Raw genomic sequence first — 17,578 nt, 5'->3', positions numbered from 1 at the left:
TGCGTTTTTCGTTTTTTTCCATCCGCTCTCTTTAAGGTAAATAAATAACAATTATTTTACTTTTACCCCCCTCTCTAATTAACACCATTTAGTGACTATTGCATGACACCCGGCAGGCAATAAAAAAGGCCGCTTTACAGCGGCCAACCATGTCGAAACGGACATTTTTATACTTCAACGCCCCCCTTTCGGGGAGCAGAGAGGACTTACTTAATGATGGATTTCAGTGCTTCGCCGATATCCGCCAGGCTGCGAACGGTTTTCACGCCTGCGGCTTCCAGCGCTGCGAATTTCTCATCAGCCGTACCCTTACCACCGGCGATGATCGCGCCTGCGTGACCCATACGCTTGCCTTTCGGCGCGGTCACGCCCGCGATGTAACCGACAACTGGCTTGGTCACGTGTTCTTTGATGTAAGCAGCGGCTTCTTCTTCCGCGCTACCACCGATCTCACCGATCATCACGATCGCTTCGGTCTGTGGATCTTCCTGGAACAGCTTCAGGATGTCGATGAAGTTAGAGCCCGGGATCGGGTCACCGCCGATGCCCACGCAGGTGGACTGGCCGAAGCCGTAATCGGTGGTCTGCTTCACAGCTTCATAGGTCAGCGTACCGGAACGGGACACGATGCCCACTTTACCCGGCTTGTGAATGTGGCCCGGCATGATGCCGATTTTGCATTCGCCCGGGGTGATAACGCCAGGGCAGTTCGGGCCGATCATGCGCACGCCTGCTTCATCCAGCTTCACCTTCACGGTCAGCATATCCAGCGTCGGGATGCCTTCAGTGATGGTGATGATCAGCTTGATGCCTGCGTCGATCGCTTCCAGAATGGAGTCTTTGCAGAACGGTGCCGGAACGTAGATCACGGTCGCGGTTGCGCCCGTCGCTTCGACGGCTTCACGCACGGTGTTGAATACCGGCAGGCCCAGATGCGTGGTGCCGCCTTTACCTGGCGTTACGCCGCCAACCATCTGCGTGCCGTAGGCAATCGCCTGTTCGGAGTGGAAAGTCCCCTGGCTACCGGTGAAGCCCTGGCAGATAACCTTGGTATCTTTATTAATTAAAACTGACATTATTTCCCCTCCACTGCGGCAACAACCTGCTGAGCTGCATCCGTCAGACTTTTCGCTGCAATAATATTCAGGCCGCTGTCAGCCAGTTTTTTCGCGCCGAGTTCAGCGTTGTTACCTTCCAGACGCACAACCACCGGAACGTTAACACCCACTTCTTCTACCGCACCGATGATTCCGTCGGCGATCAGGTCGCAACGAACGATGCCGCCGAAGATGTTAACCAGAACGGCCTTCACGTTGTCGTCAGAGAGGATGATTTTGAACGCTTCGGTTACGCGCTCTTTGGTTGCGCCACCGCCTACGTCGAGGAAGTTTGCTGGCTCACCGCCGTGCAGCTTAACGATGTCCATGGTGCCCATTGCCAGGCCCGCACCGTTAACCATGCAGCCGATGTTGCCGTCCAGCGCCACGTAGTTCAGCTCCCACTGCGCAGCCTGCGCTTCACGCGGATCTTCCTGAGACTGGTCGCGCATTTCGCGCAGATCGGACTGGCGGAACAGCGCGTTGCCGTCAGCGCCCAGCTTGCCGTCGAGGCAGATCAGGTCGCCCTGGGTGGTGATCACCAGCGGGTTGATCTCGATCAGCGCCAGGTCGCGCTCCAGGAAGATATTCGCCAGCCCCATGAAAATCTTGGTGAACTGCTGAACCAGCTTGCCTTCCAGGCCCAGTTTGAACGCCAGCTCGCGACCCTGGTAAGGCATTGGGCCTGCCAGCGGATCGATTGCCACTTTGTGGATCAGGTGCGGGGTTTCTTCCGCCACCTTTTCGATTTCCACGCCGCCTTCGGTAGACGCCATGAACACCACGCGACGGGAGCTACGGTCAACAACCGCGCCCAGGTACAGTTCTTTCGCGATGTCGGTCGCCGCTTCAACCAGGATCTGGTTAACCGGCTGGCCGTTCGCATCTGTCTGGTAGGTTACCAGACGCTTGCCGAGCCAATGTTCAGCAAACGCACGAATCTCTTCTTTGCTCTTAACAACCTTCACACCGCCCGCTTTACCACGGCCACCAGCGTGAACCTGACACTTAACTACCCAAGGGCCGGAACCGATTTTAGATGCGGCTTCTTCTGCTTCACGCGGGGTAGTACAGGCATAACCCACCGGAGCCGGTAAGCCATACCGGGCAAACAGCTGTTTGGCCTGATATTCATGTAAGTTCATGTGTTCTATCCATCCTTCAGGTAATCGTTAGGTCGTGCTTTTATTGGCCCGGCAGCCATACGCCGCCGGGCAAGACTGCAAAACTAGACGTCCAGCAGCAGACGGGTTGGATCTTCCAGCAGCTCTTTAATCGCGACCAGGAAGCCCACGGACTCGCGGCCGTCGATCAGGCGGTGATCGTACGAGAGCGCCAGGTACATCATCGGCAGGATCTCAACTTTACCGTCTACCGCCATAGGGCGATCTTTAATGGCATGCATACCCAGGATCGCGCTCTGCGGCGGGTTAATGATCGGGGTAGACATCAGCGAGCCGAATACGCCGCCGTTGGTAATGGTGAAGTTACCGCCGGTCAGGTCGTCTACGGTCAGCTTGCCGTCGCGGCCTTTTACAGCCAGCTCTTTAATGTTTTTCTCGATGTCAGCCATACCCAGGGTATCCACATCACGCAGAACCGGGGTGACCAGGCCGCGTGGAGTAGAAACCGCCATGCTGACGTCGAAATAGTTGTGGTAAACCACGTCATCGCCATCGATAGACGCGTTCACTTCCGGGTAGCGTTTCAGCGCTTCAACTACCGCTTTCACGTAGAAGGACATAAAGCCCAGACGGATGCCGTGACGTTTTTCAAACGCGTCACCGTACTGCTTGCGCAGATCCATGATTGGCTTCATGTTCACTTCGTTGAAGGTGGTCAGCATCGCGGTGGAGTTTTTCGCTTCCAGCAGACGCTCGGCCACACGCTTGCGCAGGCGGGTCATCGGCACGCGTTTTTCGCTGCGGGCACCCAGAGCAGGCTGTGCTGCTGGTGCTGCCGCAGGGGCTTTCGCTTCCGCCTGAGCAGGCGCTTTCGCCAGGTGTTTGTCGATGTCTTCGCGGGTCAGACGACCGCCCACACCGGTGCCTTTGATGGCTGCCGGGTCGAGGCTGTGTTCAGCCAGCAGGCGACGGATCGCCGGGCTGAGGGCATCGTTAGACTGTTCTTCCAGAGAAGCCTGCTGGCGCTGAGCCGGCGTAGAGGCTTTCTCTTCAGATTTCGCGCTGGACTCTTTGCCCGCGCTGTTGCCTTCACGCAGGCGACCCAGGATCTGACGAGAGGTTACGGTGGTACCTTCATCTTCCAGCACCGCGTCCAGAACGCCATCCGCCGAAGCCGGTACTTCCAGTACCACTTTGTCAGTTTCGATTTCTACCAGCACTTCATCGCGCTTAACGGCATCGCCTGGTTTTTTGTGCCAGGTAGCGACGGTCGCATCTGCTACGGATTCAGGCAGGTCGGGAACAAGAATATCTACGCTACTCATTTTGTATCCTTTAATTAATCGACGTTCAGCGCGTCATTGACCAGATCTTGTTGCTGCTTCTGGTGAACGGACATATACCCTACCGCCGGAGAGGCGGAGGCCGGGCGACCTGCATAGCGCAGGGCTGACCCAAATGGAATCACTTCACGGAAATGATGCTGGCTGCAGTACCATGCGCCCTGGTTAAGCGGCTCTTCCTGGCACCAGACAAAATCATGTACGTGAGCATATTGTTTCAGCACTTCCTGCATCGCCTGATGCGGGAACGGATAAAGCTGTTCGATACGCACGATGGCGACATCTTTCTGATCGTTCTTGCGGCGCTGTTCCAGCAGGTCGTAATAAACCTTACCAGAACACATCACCACGCGCTTCACGCCCTGCGGATCCAGCTCGTCAATTTCACCGATGGCTGGCAGGAAGGTTCCGTTCGCCAGTTCTTCCAGGCTCGACACCGCCAGCGGGTGACGCAGCAGGGATTTCGGCGACATCACCACCAGCGGACGGCGCATACCGCGCAGCGCCTGACGACGCAGCATGTGGTAGACCTGAGCCGGGGTGGACGGCACGCAGACCTGCATGTTCTGCTCGGCGCAGAGCTGCAGATAACGTTCCAGACGCGCGGAGGAGTGCTCCGGACCCTGACCTTCATAACCGTGCGGCAGCAGCATCACCAGGCCACACATGCGGCCCCACTTCTGCTCGCCGGAGGAGATGAACTGGTCGATAACCACCTGCGCGCCGTTGGCGAAGTCACCGAACTGCGCTTCCCAGATGGTCAGGGTGCGTGGTTCAGCGGTGGCATAACCGTATTCGAAGGCCAGAACCGCTTCTTCAGACAGCACGGAGTCCCAGACCTTGAACTGGCCCTGACCGTTGTGCACGTGCTGCAGCGGGGTATAGGTTGAACCGTTGGACTGGTTGTGAACAACCGCGTGACGGTGGAAGAAGGTCCCACGGCCCGCATCTTCACCGGACAGACGAACAGGAATGCCTTCGTCAACCAGCGTTGCGTAAGCCAGCGTTTCCGCGCCGCCCCAGTCGAACAGCTTCTCGCCTGCCGCCATGGACTGACGGTCAGCGTAAATTTTCGCCACGCGAGACTGCATCTCGATAGCGTCCGGTACGGTGCTGATGCGTTTAGCCAGCTCCTGCAGGCGCTTCATCTCAACCTTGTTCGGGTAGCTCTCATCCCACTCGTGGTTGAGGTACGGCGACCAGGTAAAGGAGTGCATGTTCATCGGGCGCAGCTCTTTGACCACGCATTCACCCGCATCCAGCGCGTCGCGGTAGAGGTTGACCATTTCGGTCGCATCTTCCAGCGTCGTCACTTTGTCGCTCTCCAGCTTGTCAGCATAGATTTTGCGCGGGGTCGGGTGTTTTTTGATTTTCTGATACATCAACGGCTGGGTTGCACTTGGCTCGTCCGCTTCGTTGTGGCCATGACGGCGGTAGCAGAAGAGGTCAATGAACACATCGCGTTTAAAGGTATTACGGAAGTCCAGCGCCAGACGGGTAACGAAAGCAACGGCTTCCGGGTCATCCGCATTAACGTGGAAGATTGGCGCCTGCACCATCTTACCGATGTCGGTGCAGTATGGGGTAGAACGCGCGTCCAGCGGGTTAGAGGTGGTGAAGCCCACCTGGTTGTTGATCACGATGCGAACGGTACCGCCCACTTCATAACCACGCGCTTTCGACATGTTCAGGGTTTCCTGAACCACGCCCTGCCCTGTTACCGCCGCATCGCCGTGGATGGTAATTGGCAGAACTTTATTGCTGCTCGGCTCGTCCAGACGATCCAGACGCGCACGCACGGAACCGATAACCACCGGGCTAACGATTTCCAGGTGTGACGGGTTAAACGCCAGCGCCAGGTGAACCAGACCGCCTTCGGTTTCGATATCCGACGAGAAGCCCATGTGGTACTTCACGTCGCCGGTGCCAAGGTGTTCTTTATGTTTGCCCGCGAATTCGTCGAACAGGTCCTGCGGTTTTTTACCCAGCACGTTGACCAGCACGTTCAGACGACCACGGTGCGCCATGCCCAGTACCACTTCACGGGTGCCGCTCTTGCCTGCATGACGAATCAGCTCTTTCAGCATCGGCACCAGCGCGTCGCCGCCTTCCAGCGAGAAGCGTTTTGCGCCCGGGAATTTCGCGCCCAGATAGCGCTCAAGCCCTTCCGCTGCGGTCAGTTCGTTCAGGAAGCGTTTTTTCTCGTCTGCCGAGAAGGTCGCGTGGCCCGCTACGGATTCGATGCGCTGCTGGATCCAGCGTTTCTCTTCGGTAGAGGTAATGTGCATGTATTCCGCGCCGATGGAGCCGCAGTAGGTTTGCTTGAGCGCGTCAATCAGATCGCCCAGCTTCATCGTGTCTTTGCCGATGGCAAAGGAACCTACGTTAAAGCTTTCCTGGAAATCGGCCTCGGTCAGATCGTGATACGCCGGATCGAGATCGGCCACACGGTCTTGCTGCCACAGTCCCAGCGGATCGAGATTCGCATGCTGGTGACCGCGGAAGCGATAAGCGTTGATAAGCTGCAGGACTTTAACCTGCTTCGCATTAGTGTCAGGGTCGGAAATCGCAGAAGAGTAACGTGAGGCATCCTTCGCCAGACGACGGAAATAATCACGTGTTTTGGAATGGAATTGATCCGGTTTGACCCCTGTGCCAGGCAACTGCTGGAACATGGAACGCCAGTTTGCGTCCACTGAGTCAGGATCGGTTAAGAAGTCTTCATAGAGCTGTTCAATCCAGCTCTGGTTCGCACCAGAAAGGAAAGAAGAGTCCAGCCAGGCTTTCATTGCGCCGTTCTGCATCGTGATCCCTTAAGCATTTTTATGCTTACTTTCGCCGTAGAAACTACCACGCACACCATGTGTACGTGCCGGGGTTCACCTGCGAGCTCTTTGTGGCCCGCGAAGGAACCTTTAGAAACTGTCTAGACTTCAGGGCAGTTTTTAAAGGTTTCTGCAAACTGTCCCCTCTCCCTTGGGGAGAGGGTTAGGGTGAGGGGAACAGCGCTCCCCTCTCGCTACTTACGCACTGCGCTGCAGCAGCATCGACTTAATATGGCCAATGGCGCGCGTCGGGTTCAGCCCCTTCGGACACACACTGACGCAGTTCATGATGCTATGGCAGCGGAATACGCTGAAAGCGTCACTCAGTCCTTCCAGACGGCTGTCGGTTTCGGTGTCGCGGCTATCGATCAGGAAGCGATAGGCAGCCAGCAGACCGGCCGGGCCGATAAACTTGTCCGGGTTCCACCAGAACGACGGGCAGGACGTTGAACAACATGCGCAGAGAATACACTCGTACAACCCATCGAGTTTTTCACGCTGCTCAGGAGACTGTAAGTGCTCGCGAGCGGGTGGATTTTGCCCATTATTCAATAAGTAAGGCTTAATCTTCTCATATTGTGCATAGAATTGCCCCATGTCTACCACCAAATCACGCACGACCGGCAGGCCTGGCAGAGGACGGATAACAATTTTCTGACCAGGACGCTGCAATGCTGAAATTGGCGTGATGCAGGCCAGGCCATTTTTGCCGTTCATGTTCACACCGTCAGAGCCACAAACCCCTTCACGACAGGAGCGGCGGAACGACAGCGTAGGATCTTTTTCTTTCAGCTGGATTAACGCATCCAGCAGCATCATGTCGCGACCTTCTTCCGCTTCCAGGGTGTAGTCCTGCATACGCGGAGCATCATCAACATCCGGGTTATAACGATAAACTGAGAATTCGAGTTTCATTATCCTGTCTCCGCATTAGTAAGTACGAATCTTCGGCGGGAACGCCGGACGCAGTTTCGGTTCCATGTTGACGCTACGACGCGTCATGGATTCCGACTCTGGCAGATACAGGGAATGGCACAGCCAGTTTTCGTCATCACGATCCGGGAAGTCGAAGCGGCTATGCGCGCCACGGCTTTCGGTACGGAAGTTTGCCGACATCGCCGTCGCGAACGCGGTTTCCATCAGGTTATCCAGCTCCAGGCACTCAACGCGCTGGGTGTTGAATTCGCTGGAGGTGTCGTCCAGACGGGCATTTTTCAGACGCTCGCGGATCGCTTTCAGCTGCTCAAGACCTTTGGCCATCGCGTCGCCTTCGCGGAATACCGAGAAGTTGTGCTGCATGCATTCCTGCAGCGCTTTACGGATTTCCACCGGATCTTCGCCGTTACGGTTACCGTTCCAGCGGTTGAGGCGCTCAAGAGAGGCATCAATTTCGTCGTCGGTTGCGTCACGCAGCGCGCCCTGCTCGGCAATGGATTCCTGCAGATGCAGACCGACTGCACGACCAAACACCACCAGGTCCAGCAGGGAGTTGCCGCCCAGACGGTTTGCACCGTGTACGGATACGCAGGCAATTTCGCCTACCGCGAACAGGCCAGGAATGACCACGTCTTCGCCCTGCTCGTTTACGGTCAGCGCCTGACCGGTCACTTTGGTCGGAATACCGCCCATCATGTAGTGGCAGGTTGGGATAACCGGAATCGGCTCTTTCACCGGGTCGACGTGTGCGAAGGTGCGGGACAGTTCCAGGATGCCCGGCAGACGGGACTCCAGAACTTCTTTACCCAGATGGTCGAGCTTCAGCTTGGCGTGTGGACCCCATGGGCCGTCACAGCCGCGGCCTTCACGGATTTCGATCATGATGGAACGCGCCACCACGTCACGACCCGCCAGGTCTTTCGCATTCGGGGCATAACGCTCCATGAAGCGCTCGCCGTGTTTGTTCAGCAGGTATCCACCTTCACCGCGGCAGCCTTCTGTTACCAGAACGCCCGCACCGGCGATACCGGTTGGGTGGAACTGCCACATCTCCATATCCTGCACCGGCACGCCCGCGCGGATAGCCATGCCGACACCGTCACCGGTGTTGATGTGGGCGTTGGTGGTGGACTGATAGATACGGCCTGCGCCGCCGGTAGCCAGCACGGTAGCACGAGCTTTGAAGTAAACCACTTCACCGGTTTCGATGCACAGCGCGGTACAGCCGACGATTGCGCCATCGGCGTTTTTCACCAGATCCAGCGCGTACCACTCGGAGAAGATGGTGGTGTGGTTTTTCAGGTTCTGCTGATACAGGGTGTGCAGCAGTGCGTGACCGGTACGGTCAGCCGCCGCCGCGGTGCGTGCCGCCTGCTCGCCGCCGAAGTTTTTCGACTGGCCGCCAAACGGACGCTGATAGATAGTGCCATTTTCCAGACGGGAGAACGGCAGACCCATGTGGTCCAGCTCCAGAATCGCTTCCGGGCCGGTTTTACACATATATTCGATGGCATCCTGGTCGCCGATGTAGTCGGAACCTTTTACCGTGTCGTACATGTGCCATTCCCAGTTATCTTCATGGGAGTTGCCCAGCGCAACGGTGATACCGCCCTGCGCAGACACAGTGTGAGAACGGGTCGGGAAAACTTTAGAGAGCAGCGCACAGGTCTGGCCGCTCTGGGAAATTTGCAGTGCGGCACGCATACCTGCGCCACCGGCACCAATTACAACAGCATCAAATTCTCTGACTGGCAGTTTCATTACACACCCCACACCACAACGAATCCATAAATAACGTAAACCACCAGTGCAACGACAATGGCCAGCTGCAGTGGGAGGCGAATCGCCAGCGGTTTAACGTAATCGGTTAACACCTGCCACATACCAATCCAGGCATGAATAAGGATGGAGAACAGAGCCAGCAGGGTGAACACTTTGGTGAAGGCGGATCCGAAGAACCCACTCCAGATTTCCCACGTCAGCGTGCCGCTGGTCGCGAAGAAACCGATCATGTAGATGATGTAAAGAGTGAGAACGATGGCGGTAGCACGGACCAGAATGAAGTCATGTACGCCGTTGCGTCCTAATGCGGAGGCGTTGCTTACCATACGAGAACTCCTGCGAGAAGTGAAAGCACGACAGTAATCACAAATGAAATGTTAGCGGAGCGTTTCCCGGCTTCGAAAGTCTCTTCCAGGTAGCCAAAGTCCATCAGCATATGGCGAACACCGACGACGACGTGGTACGCCAGCGCGGTCAGAATGCCCCACATGATGAATTTCACGAAGAAGCTGTTCATGATGGCGGAGGCCTGGAGGAATCCTTCAGGGGAAGAGAGGCTGGTGCCCAGTAACCACAGCAAAATACCGACCGCCACAAACGTAATCACACCAGAAACACGGTGCAGAATGGACGCTATTGCTGTTACAGGGAACCGGATCGTTTTGAGATCCAGATTGACAGGTCTTTGTTTTTTCACATTTCTTATCATGAATAACGCCCACATGCTGTTCTTATTGTTTCCTTCCTCCGGACTGCGATGCGGGTCAAGCAGCGTTCCTTTTCTATAACTGCGCGTCATGCAAAACACTGCTTCCAGATGCTTAAACGACACGTTACAACGCTGGGTGGCTCGGGATTGCAGGGTGTTCCGGAGACCTGGCGGCAGTATAGGCCGTTCACAAAATCATTACAATTAACCTACATACAGTTTGTCGGGTTTTCTCTGGAACAGTGATCAGGGTCACGATAACAACATCTTTTTAATTTTTAATCATCTGATTTGACAAATGTTAAACAATATTGTTACAAACGTCATCAGAAAAGGCATATAATGCGCAAAAGTTATGAGGTCTCTCTTTCACCTGACAAATAGTTATGTAACAGTGTGATGGTATTGACCGAAGTTATCAGGACAGTTATTAGTGATATACAGGTTTGAATAATTCGGACTGCAAAAACGCTGATTTGCTGTTGTTTCACTGATATTTCATTCGTTTACCTGCAAGGCGCCATAGCTCTGTACCCTGGTTTGTCCTCGTGAGCTGAGCGGTAAGCCAAATAACAATCTGGTAACGGTGATTAACAGCTGAAAGCAAATCCGGTAAAGCGCAGTCTTAAGCATAAGGCGCTAAGGAGACCGTAAATGGCTGATACAAAGGCAACGCTCACCCTAAATGGTGACACTGCTATTGAACTGGATGTGCTAAAAGGCACGCTCGGTCAGGATGTTATTGATATCCGTACGCTGGGCTCTAAAGGTGTATTCACCTTTGACCCTGGATTTACCTCTACCGCATCTTGCGAATCCAAAATCACCTACATTGACGGTGACGAAGGTATCCTGCTCCATCGCGGCTTCCCCATCGATCAGTTAGCCACCGAATCCAACTATCTGGAAGTGTGCTACATCCTGCTGAACGGCGAAAAACCGACGCAGGCACAGTACGATGAATTCAAAACCACCGTGACCCGTCACACCATGATCCATGAGCAGATTACCCGTCTGTTCCATGCGTTCCGCCGTGACTCTCACCCGATGGCGGTGATGTGCGGGATTACCGGTGCGCTGGCGGCGTTCTACCACGACTCCCTTGACGTGAATAACCCGCGTCACCGCGATATCGCGGCGTTCCGCCTGCTGTCCAAAATGCCTACCATGGCGGCGATGTGTTACAAATACTCCATCGGCCAGCCGTTTGTGTATCCTCGCAACGACCTCTCCTATGCGGGTAACTTCCTGCGCATGATGTTCTCCACGCCGTGCGAAGAGTACGAAGTGAACCCGGTGCTGGAACGCGCGATGGACCGTATTCTGATCCTGCACGCTGACCACGAACAGAACGCCTCTACCTCTACCGTCCGTACCGCGGGCTCTTCAGGGGCGAACCCGTTCGCCTGTATCGCTGCGGGCATCGCCTCCCTGTGGGGACCGGCGCACGGTGGCGCGAACGAAGCGGCACTGAAGATGCTGGAAGAGATCAGCACCGTTGAGCACATTCCTGAGTTCGTGCGTCGTGCGAAAGACAAGAATGACTCCTTCCGCCTGATGGGCTTCGGTCACCGTGTTTACAAAAACTATGACCCGCGCGCCACCGTCATGCGTGAGACCTGCCACGAAGTGCTGAAAGAGCTGGGTACCAAAGATGACCTGCTGGAAGTGGCGATGGAGCTGGAACACATCGCGCTGAACGACCCGTACTTCATTGAGAAGAAACTCTACCCGAACGTCGATTTCTACTCTGGCATTATTCTGAAAGCGATGGGCATTCCGTCTTCCATGTTCACCGTGATCTTCGCCATGGCCCGTACCGTAGGCTGGATTGCGCACTGGAACGAAATGCACAGCGAAGGCATGAAAATCGCCCGTCCTCGTCAGCTGTACACCGGCTACGAGCAGCGTGATTTTAAGTCTGATATTAAGCGCTAACAGAAGTTGGGTGCGGCCTGATGCCCTCACCCCGGCCCTCTCCCACAGGGAGAGGGTGAACACCTTAAAAACGGTAACCCATGGGTTACCGTTTTACTTTTATTGCTGGCAAAAATGTAGGCCGGGTAAGGCGTAGCCGCCACCCGGCTTTTTTATTTTTGACAGTGTGGACACCAGTAAAAAGGTCTGGAAGAGAGCATAATCCTGTCGATAATCCCGCCACATCGCTCGCACTTTTTCCCCGCCTGATGAAACACCTTGAACCGGAACAGCGCCCCGTGATGCGTGTTCTCATCCGCCACGCCTCGCGTGTTGTACGACAGCCGCGGAATATCCAGCAGCGCGTGGGATAACGCCTCCAGCTGTTCATCGCTCAGCTGAGACGCTTTATGCTGCGGCGCCAGCCCGACTTCCCAGAGGATCTCTACCCGCAGGTAGTTACCCAGCCCGGCCAGAAAGGCCTGGTCGAGGAACAGACCGGAAAACTGTCGGTTCCGGAATTTAGGTGATAACAGCCGGGCCTTCACGTCGCTTGCCGTCAGGCGCATGTCCAGCACGTCCGGCCCGACCCGCTGCAGGAACGGGTGCGTCAGCAGCTGCTCCGGCGTTAACATTTCGATATCCGACGCGCTATAGAGCAGGATCGCCTTATCCGCCGTTTGCAGCCTGACGCGCAGCACGCGGGTGGTTTGCGGCTGCTCGTCCGCCTCCACAACCCGCCAGACGCCGTAAAGCTGGTTATGGCTATATAACGTCAGGTTATGGGAAAAGTGCGTGAGCAAGGCCTTGCCGCGCGTTTCAATATGGGTCACCGTCTGGCCCACCAGCTGTGATTCAAACGGTTTCAGTTGAGGAAAAGCAAACCAGACATCCGTCAGGGGTTTGCCCTTTATCGCCGCCTCCAGGCTATCCGCCGCGCGGCGGATCTCCGGACCTTCAGGCATTTTTGTGTCCTTATCGTCATTATTCGGCGCTGACGAGGATACCCTCTTCAGAAAACGCTGCCCGCAAGCGGCGTGCGAACTGGAGCGCATGCTCGCCGTCGCCGTGTAAACATACCGTATCGGCCTGAACATTTGCCGGTGTTCCATCCACGGCGATCACCCGCCCGGCGCGCACCATCTCCAGCGTCTGCGCCAGCGCTTTGCCTTCATCGGTAATCAGCGCCCCGGCCTGCGTCCGCGGCACCAGGCTGCCGTCCGGCTGGTATCCACGATCGGCAAACACTTCCTGACGCGTGGTCAGCCCCAGCCGTTGTCCGGCGCGAATCAGCTCGCTTCCCGCAAGGCCTACCAGAATCAGCTGCGGATTACAGTCCCGCACCGCGCGGGCAATCGCCTCCGCCAGCGCCGGATCTTTCGCCGCCTGGTTATAGAGCATGCCGTGCGGCTTCACGTGGCGCATCACGCCGTTCTGGGCGCGCACCATCGCCTCCAGCGCGCCGATCTGGTAGAGCACCTGCGCGTAGACCGTCTCAGGGGGCAGATCCATCGCCGTACGGCCAAAGTTTTCCCGATCGGGAAAGCTGGGGTGAGCCCCAATCGCGACGCCGTTTTTAATGGCATTACGCACGCTCTCCAGCATGGTTTGCGCATCGCCCGCGTGAAAGCCGCAGGCGATATTGACCGAGGTGACCAGGGTCATCAGTTCCGCATCAGCGCGGCTTCCCTCCCCCAGATCGGCGTTCAAATCAATCTTTACCATCAAGCCTCCACGCCAGCTGTTCGAGATAACGCTGCTGATCCTGCCGCGCTTTCAGCGCCTCCTCCAGCGAACACTGCACGAAGTGAATCGGCTGGCCGAGAGGAATTTGCGCCAGATGGTAGCGATCCGCTTCAATAATGCAGGCAATGCGCGGGTAACCGCCGGTAGTTTGCGCGTCGTTCATTAACACGATGGGCTGACCGTTCCCCGGCACCTGAATAACCCCAGGCAATAAACCGTGGGAGAGCAGTTCCCGGTCCGTCGTGCGGGTCAGCGGCTGCCCCTGCAGGCGGTAGCCCATGCGGTTACTCTGCGGGCTGATCTTCCACGGCGCGCGCCAGAAGGACTCTTTAGAAGCCTCGTCGAACTCATGATATTCCGGCCCCGGTAAGGCACGGATCTGGTTTCCCCACAGCAGCTGTTTTACGCCCTGCGTGGTCGAGAAATGGCGCGCGGAGGCTTTGATTGCCAGCCGATCGCCGTCGCGCAACAAACGTCCTTCGTGACCGCCGATCCCGGCTTTTTGATCGGTACTGGATGAACCCAATACCTCCGGCACGTCGATGCCGCCAGCCACCGCGAGATAGCTACGCACGCCGTGCAGCGGACGTTTGAGCGTCAGGCGCTGCCCGGCTTTCGCCCGCAGCCGCCAGCCGGTCCACACCGCTTTGCCATCCAGCGTCGCATCACACCCTGCGCCGGTTAAGGCAAACCAGGTTTCCTGACCAAACTCAATTACACACTGACCCAGCGTAATTTCTAGCGCCGCCGTGCTGCCTGGGTTGCCCACAAGCAGGTTGGCAATCTCCAGCGAAGGACGGTCAAGCGCACCGCAGTAGCTCACGCCCGACTGGCGAAGACCAAAGCGCCCGGCATCCTGTACGGAGGTGTAAAGCCCGGCGCGAATAAGCGTTAACATACCCCCTCCTTCTGCGGGATAAAGCGAAGGGTATCGCCGGGACGCAGGAGTATTGGCGTCTCCAGCCCGGGTTCAAATAACGGTGTAGCGGTATGCCCAATAAGCTGCCAGCCGCCGGGCGATGTCAGCGGATAAACGCCGGTCTGCTCGCCGCCGATAGCCACCGTTCCCGCCGGCACGCTCAGGCGCGGCTCGGCACGGCGTGGCGTATGCAGCCGGGGAGATAATCCGCCCAGATACGGGAACCCGGGCTGAAATCCCAGGAACCAGACCACGTAGTCAACCGAGCTGTGCAGCTCAACAACCTGCTTTTCTGTTAATCCGCAGTGATCTGCCACCACGCCAAGATCCGGCCCACCCGTACCGCCATAAACGACCGGGATCTCAATGGCGCGCGATTCCGGCTCCAGCGCCTCGCTCTCTTCCCACCAGCGCTGCAAACGCTCAATGGCATCCAGCGCCAGGGTATGCGGGCTACGCAGCACCACGGTGATGTTATTCATCCCCGGAATGGCTTCAACCACCTCCGGTAGTTCGGCCAGACGCTGGGTCAGCCGCCAGATACGCTTTTGCGTGGCAAGCGTCACCGGTGGTTCAAGCTCCAGAACCACGGCGGTTTCACCCAGAAGATAACAACGCGCTCGCTGCACTTAACTACCTCTCGTCAGGCTGGGTTAGGGATATCAATAAAGGTCACATCCAGACCGGTATTTTCCGTCAGCCACTCGCTGAGGGCGCGAATGCCGCCGCGCTCGGTGGCATGATGGCCAGCCGCATAAAAATGCAGCCCCTGTTCACGCGCCGAATGAATGGTCTGCTCGGAAACCTCGCCGGTGATAAAAGCATCGACGCCGAAACGCGCGGCGCTGTCGATAAAGCCCTGACCGCCACCGGTACACCATGCGACACGCTTCACCGTATCCGGACCGGTATCACCGCTCCACAGCGGACGACGGCCCAGGCGCGCTTCAATCCACGATGCCAGCTCCAGCCCCGGAACCGGCATCGCCAGCTCGCCCCACGGCACCAGCGGTTCAATTTCCCCCATCACGGTAATCCCCAGTAGCTGCGCCAGCTGGACGTTGTTGCCGAGCTCCGGGTGCGCATCCAGCGGCAGATGATAGCCGTACAGGTTGATGTCATTAGCCAGCAGCGTTTTCAGACGATTGCGCTTCATCCCGCGAATAATCGGCGATTCGTTTTTCCAGAAGTAACCGTGATGAACAATCACCGCGTCGGCGTTCTGACGAACGGCCTCGTCCAGCAGCGCCTGGCTTGCCGTCACGCCGGTGATAATTTTTTGCACCGTCTCACGACCTTCAACCTGGAGCCCGTTCGGGCCGTAATCGCTGAAAGAGGTACTGTTCAGTTTTTCGTTAATCAGGCTTTCCAGTTCGCTGTTTTTCATCATCACTCTCTTATGCTTTGCGGGCAGCTTCGTACGCCGCCAGCGTGGCGACACGCGCCTGTTTATGGTCGACAATCGGACGAGGGTAATTCAGCTTTACATGCTGTTTATCCGCCCATGCCCACGGTTCGTGGATCGCTTTAGCAGGTATACCGTTAAGTTCAGGAACCCAGCGGCGGATAAACTCGCCGTCCGCATCAAATTTTTGCCCCTGCGTGGTCGGATTAAAAATCCGGAAATAGGGCGCGGCATCGGTGCCGGTAGAGGCTGCCCACTGCCAGCCGCCGTTATTCGCGGCGAGATCGCCATCGATCAGCTGAGAGATAAAATAGCGCTCTCCGATACGCCAGTCGATAAGCAGATCCTTCACCAGAAAGCTGGCGGTAATCATCCGCAGGCGGTTATGCATCCACCCCGTCTCGTTAAGCTGACGCATGGCGGCATCGACTATCGGGTAACCCGTCTGCCCGCTTTGCCAGGCTTTAAGCTGCTTATCATTCGATTGCCACTTTACATTATCGGTCCAGCCAATGAAGGGCCGATGCTTACACAAACCCGGATGAAAGGTCATCAGATGGCGATAAAACTCGCGCCAGATAAGTTCATTCAGCCAGACGGACCCTGCGCCGCCCTCCAACGCCTGCGGCTGCTCCGCCAGCAGACGATGCAAACACTGGCGCGGTGAGATCGCGCCCAGCGCCAGACAGGCCGACAGGCGGCTGGTGCCCTCGATGGCGGGAAAATCCCGACGCGCGTCGTAATATCCCGCGTCCTGCTTGCAGAACTGGCGCAGTTGAGCGATTGCCGCTTTCTCATCGGCGGGGAACAGCGTTTCATCAAACGGCTGCTGAGGGTAATCAAACGTCAGCTCAGGCAGATCCTTTATGGCTTCGCCTCGCACGGCAGGCGCGGCAACGCACTCCGGCAGCGCCTCTCTCAGACGTTTGATAAAGGCATTTTTGAACGGCGTAAAAACTTTATACATCTCGTGGTTGCCGGTCATCACGCTGCCCGGTGCCAGCATCACGCTGTCATCAAACCCTTCACAGACCCCCCCTTCCAGCATCTTCTCCAGCTGACGGTCGCGCTGCTGTTCGTTGAATTCGTACTGATAGTTGTAAAAAAGATGCGTGACGTTGTGCTGCTTACATATCTCCTGCACCGTCTGAAGCTGTGCGGCAAAATCACTCACCTCTTTATAGAGAAGCGGTATGCCTTTTCCAGCGAGCGAGTGCTGCAGATCGTTCAGATATGCCCGGAGCAAGGCCGCCTGCCGGGGGGCCATATCGTGCTGCCGCCACTGCTCGGGCGTGGCCATAAACAGGGCCAGTACGTTAGCGTCTTTGGCGCGGCAGGCTGCCGCAAGGGCGATGTTGTCATGTACGCGCAGGTCCGCGCGAAACCAAACCAGATGGGTGGGCATAAAACTCCAGGCAATTATCCATTATGTCCGTAAGGGCATGCCGTAAAAGGAAAAAGCATGCATTGAACTACTTTGCCATGAAGTGTAGACGGGATGAAATAAAAAAGGCCGCCCGAAGCGGCCTTAGCGCTACTTGTCCTGCGCTATCGTGGTTAACGCGACAAACCCATTAGGTTCATCGCTCTTTACAACGAGTACGCTGGCGACAATGAACGCGATGCAAAAATAGCGTTTCATTATGCGGTCCCTGCTGCTAACCGCTCCACCGTTCACCACCGGTGATAAGTCGGTGGACACAAGCCCGGGTAGGCGGGTTGCTTTACGGCTGTAAGTACACCTTTCCCAGGACCGATGCCCATTTGCGAGATGG

Annotated in this window: 15 protein-coding genes; 1 reads left to right on the top strand and 14 read right to left on the bottom strand. The window is 56.6% G+C overall.

All coding sequences use genetic code 11. From position 1 onward, the window contains the following. Window positions 1–206: 206 nt before the first annotated feature. The 8 genes from sucD to sdhC form a co-directional block, all read right to left on the bottom strand. A complete protein-coding gene (gene sucD, locus USF70_RS02150; protein WP_008501094.1) occupies window positions 207–1,076 on the bottom strand; it encodes a succinate--CoA ligase subunit alpha in 870 nt (289 codons plus the stop codon). Then, a complete protein-coding gene (gene sucC / locus USF70_RS02145) occupies window positions 1,076–2,242 on the bottom strand; it encodes an ADP-forming succinate--CoA ligase subunit beta (RefSeq protein WP_023310791.1) in 1,167 nt (388 codons plus the stop codon). The genes sucD and sucC overlap by 1 nt, the downstream gene beginning before the upstream one ends. A gap of 83 nt (window positions 2,243–2,325) precedes the next feature. Further along, window positions 2,326–3,546 (bottom strand): 2-oxoglutarate dehydrogenase complex dihydrolipoyllysine-residue succinyltransferase, encoded by a 1,221-nt coding sequence (gene odhB, locus USF70_RS02140; RefSeq protein ID WP_008501093.1) that lies wholly within the window; start codon window positions 3,544–3,546, stop codon window positions 2,326–2,328. 14 nt (window positions 3,547–3,560) lie between these two features. Then, window positions 3,561–6,368, bottom strand: a complete 2,808-nt coding sequence (gene sucA, locus USF70_RS02135) for a 2-oxoglutarate dehydrogenase E1 component (RefSeq protein WP_033144953.1) — start codon at window positions 6,366–6,368, stop codon at window positions 3,561–3,563. Window positions 6,369–6,587: 219 nt separating this feature from the next. Next, entirely contained in the window at window positions 6,588–7,304 is a 717-nt protein-coding gene (gene sdhB, locus USF70_RS02130; RefSeq protein WP_008501090.1) for a succinate dehydrogenase iron-sulfur subunit SdhB, read from the bottom strand. Between the two features lie 15 nt (window positions 7,305–7,319). After that, complete coding sequence (sdhA, locus tag USF70_RS02125; RefSeq protein WP_023310789.1) at window positions 7,320–9,086, bottom strand: succinate dehydrogenase flavoprotein subunit; 1,767 nt, start codon at window positions 9,084–9,086, stop codon at window positions 7,320–7,322. Next, on the bottom strand, window positions 9,086–9,433 hold the full coding sequence (sdhD, locus tag USF70_RS02120) for a succinate dehydrogenase membrane anchor subunit (RefSeq protein ID WP_008501088.1): 348 nt from the start codon (window positions 9,431–9,433) through the stop codon (window positions 9,086–9,088). The genes sdhA and sdhD overlap by 1 nt, the downstream gene beginning before the upstream one ends. Beyond that, a complete protein-coding gene (sdhC, locus tag USF70_RS02115; RefSeq protein ID WP_020684965.1) occupies window positions 9,427–9,831 on the bottom strand; it encodes a succinate dehydrogenase cytochrome b556 subunit in 405 nt (134 codons plus the stop codon). The genes sdhD and sdhC overlap by 7 nt, the downstream gene beginning before the upstream one ends. Before the next feature lie 639 nt (window positions 9,832–10,470). Between sdhC and USF70_RS02110 the strand changes: the two genes are divergently transcribed. Further along, window positions 10,471–11,754 carry a citrate synthase gene (locus USF70_RS02110; RefSeq protein ID WP_023334930.1) on the top strand — a complete coding sequence of 428 codons (1,284 nt, stop codon included), beginning with the start codon at window positions 10,471–10,473 and terminating at the stop codon, window positions 11,752–11,754. Window positions 11,755–11,906: 152 nt separating this feature from the next. Here USF70_RS02110 and nei read toward each other — a convergent pair whose 3' ends face one another. The 6 genes from nei to phrB are packed head-to-tail and all read right to left on the bottom strand — an operon-like array spanning window position 11,907 to window position 17,208. Beyond that, the gene (nei, locus tag USF70_RS02105; RefSeq protein ID WP_033144951.1) at window positions 11,907–12,698 is read right to left on the bottom strand and encodes an endonuclease VIII; all 792 of its coding nucleotides are present in this window, start codon (window positions 12,696–12,698) and stop codon (window positions 11,907–11,909) included. A gap of 19 nt (window positions 12,699–12,717) precedes the next feature. Next, a complete protein-coding gene (pxpA, locus tag USF70_RS02100) occupies window positions 12,718–13,458 on the bottom strand; it encodes a 5-oxoprolinase subunit PxpA (protein WP_033144950.1) in 741 nt (246 codons plus the stop codon). Next, window positions 13,445–14,377: a 5-oxoprolinase subunit PxpC gene (pxpC, locus tag USF70_RS02095; protein ID WP_033144949.1), complete on the bottom strand. Its 933-nt coding sequence runs from the start codon at window positions 14,375–14,377 to the stop codon at window positions 13,445–13,447. Before pxpC ends, pxpA begins: the two co-directional genes overlap by 14 nt. Continuing rightward, complete coding sequence (pxpB, locus tag USF70_RS02090) at window positions 14,371–15,027, bottom strand: 5-oxoprolinase subunit PxpB (protein ID WP_045887708.1); 657 nt, start codon at window positions 15,025–15,027, stop codon at window positions 14,371–14,373. The genes pxpC and pxpB overlap by 7 nt, the downstream gene beginning before the upstream one ends. A gap of 14 nt (window positions 15,028–15,041) precedes the next feature. Then, window positions 15,042–15,785, bottom strand: coding sequence for a type 2 GTP cyclohydrolase I (locus USF70_RS02085; protein ID WP_094934380.1), 744 nt, complete (start codon window positions 15,783–15,785; stop codon window positions 15,042–15,044). A 10-nt stretch (window positions 15,786–15,795) separates the two neighbouring features. Continuing rightward, entirely contained in the window at window positions 15,796–17,208 is a 1,413-nt protein-coding gene (gene phrB / locus USF70_RS02080; protein ID WP_320735229.1) for a deoxyribodipyrimidine photo-lyase, read from the bottom strand. Window positions 17,209–17,578: the final 370 nt, after the last annotated feature.

Source organism: Enterobacter sp. 237C8, assembly GCF_034106865.1.
Classification (GTDB): Bacteria; Pseudomonadota; Gammaproteobacteria; order Enterobacterales; family Enterobacteriaceae; genus Enterobacter; species Enterobacter asburiae_B.
The sequence above is the reverse complement of the archived record's forward strand: the minus strand, read 5'-3'. Positions and strand labels throughout refer to the sequence as shown.